Genomic DNA, 444 nt, shown 5'->3' on the forward strand with positions numbered 1-444 from the left:
CAGACCTGAAGTAAGGCAACTATAAGCAAAATAGGACCAGGCTCGCTGATGTCGAATGCGACAAATCCTAGAGACTCGATCGTAAACAGACCTTGTGATGCGGTATTTAATAACAGGACAAGCAAGACGCCAATAAACAAAACCATTTGCATCACATCTGTGCGCAGCGATGCGTGCAAGCCACCCATCATCGAATAGCCTAGAGCGATCAGAGCAAAAGCGAGTACTGCGATCGTATAGCTGCCGCTGCCCGCGGCACCGAACAATATGCCGATGACCAAAATGTTGGCGAACACTTCGCTGATCAGTCTTAAACCAATCACGAAGTTGAAGCAGCTTGTACCCACCGTCCCGAAGCGAGCAAATAGAAACTGCTGAACGCTATTGAAGCCATGTTTAAACCGCAGTGAGTCAATAATTGCTGCGCCGGTTAAAAATGACAAG

1 pseudogene is annotated in these 444 nt (G+C 47.7%); it reads right to left on the reverse strand.

The features are described from left to right. Positions 1-444: pseudogene (locus tag A3751_RS21015) on the reverse strand (sodium:proline symporter); the annotation flags it as partial.

Source organism: Oleiphilus sp. HI0080 (genome assembly GCF_001635135.1).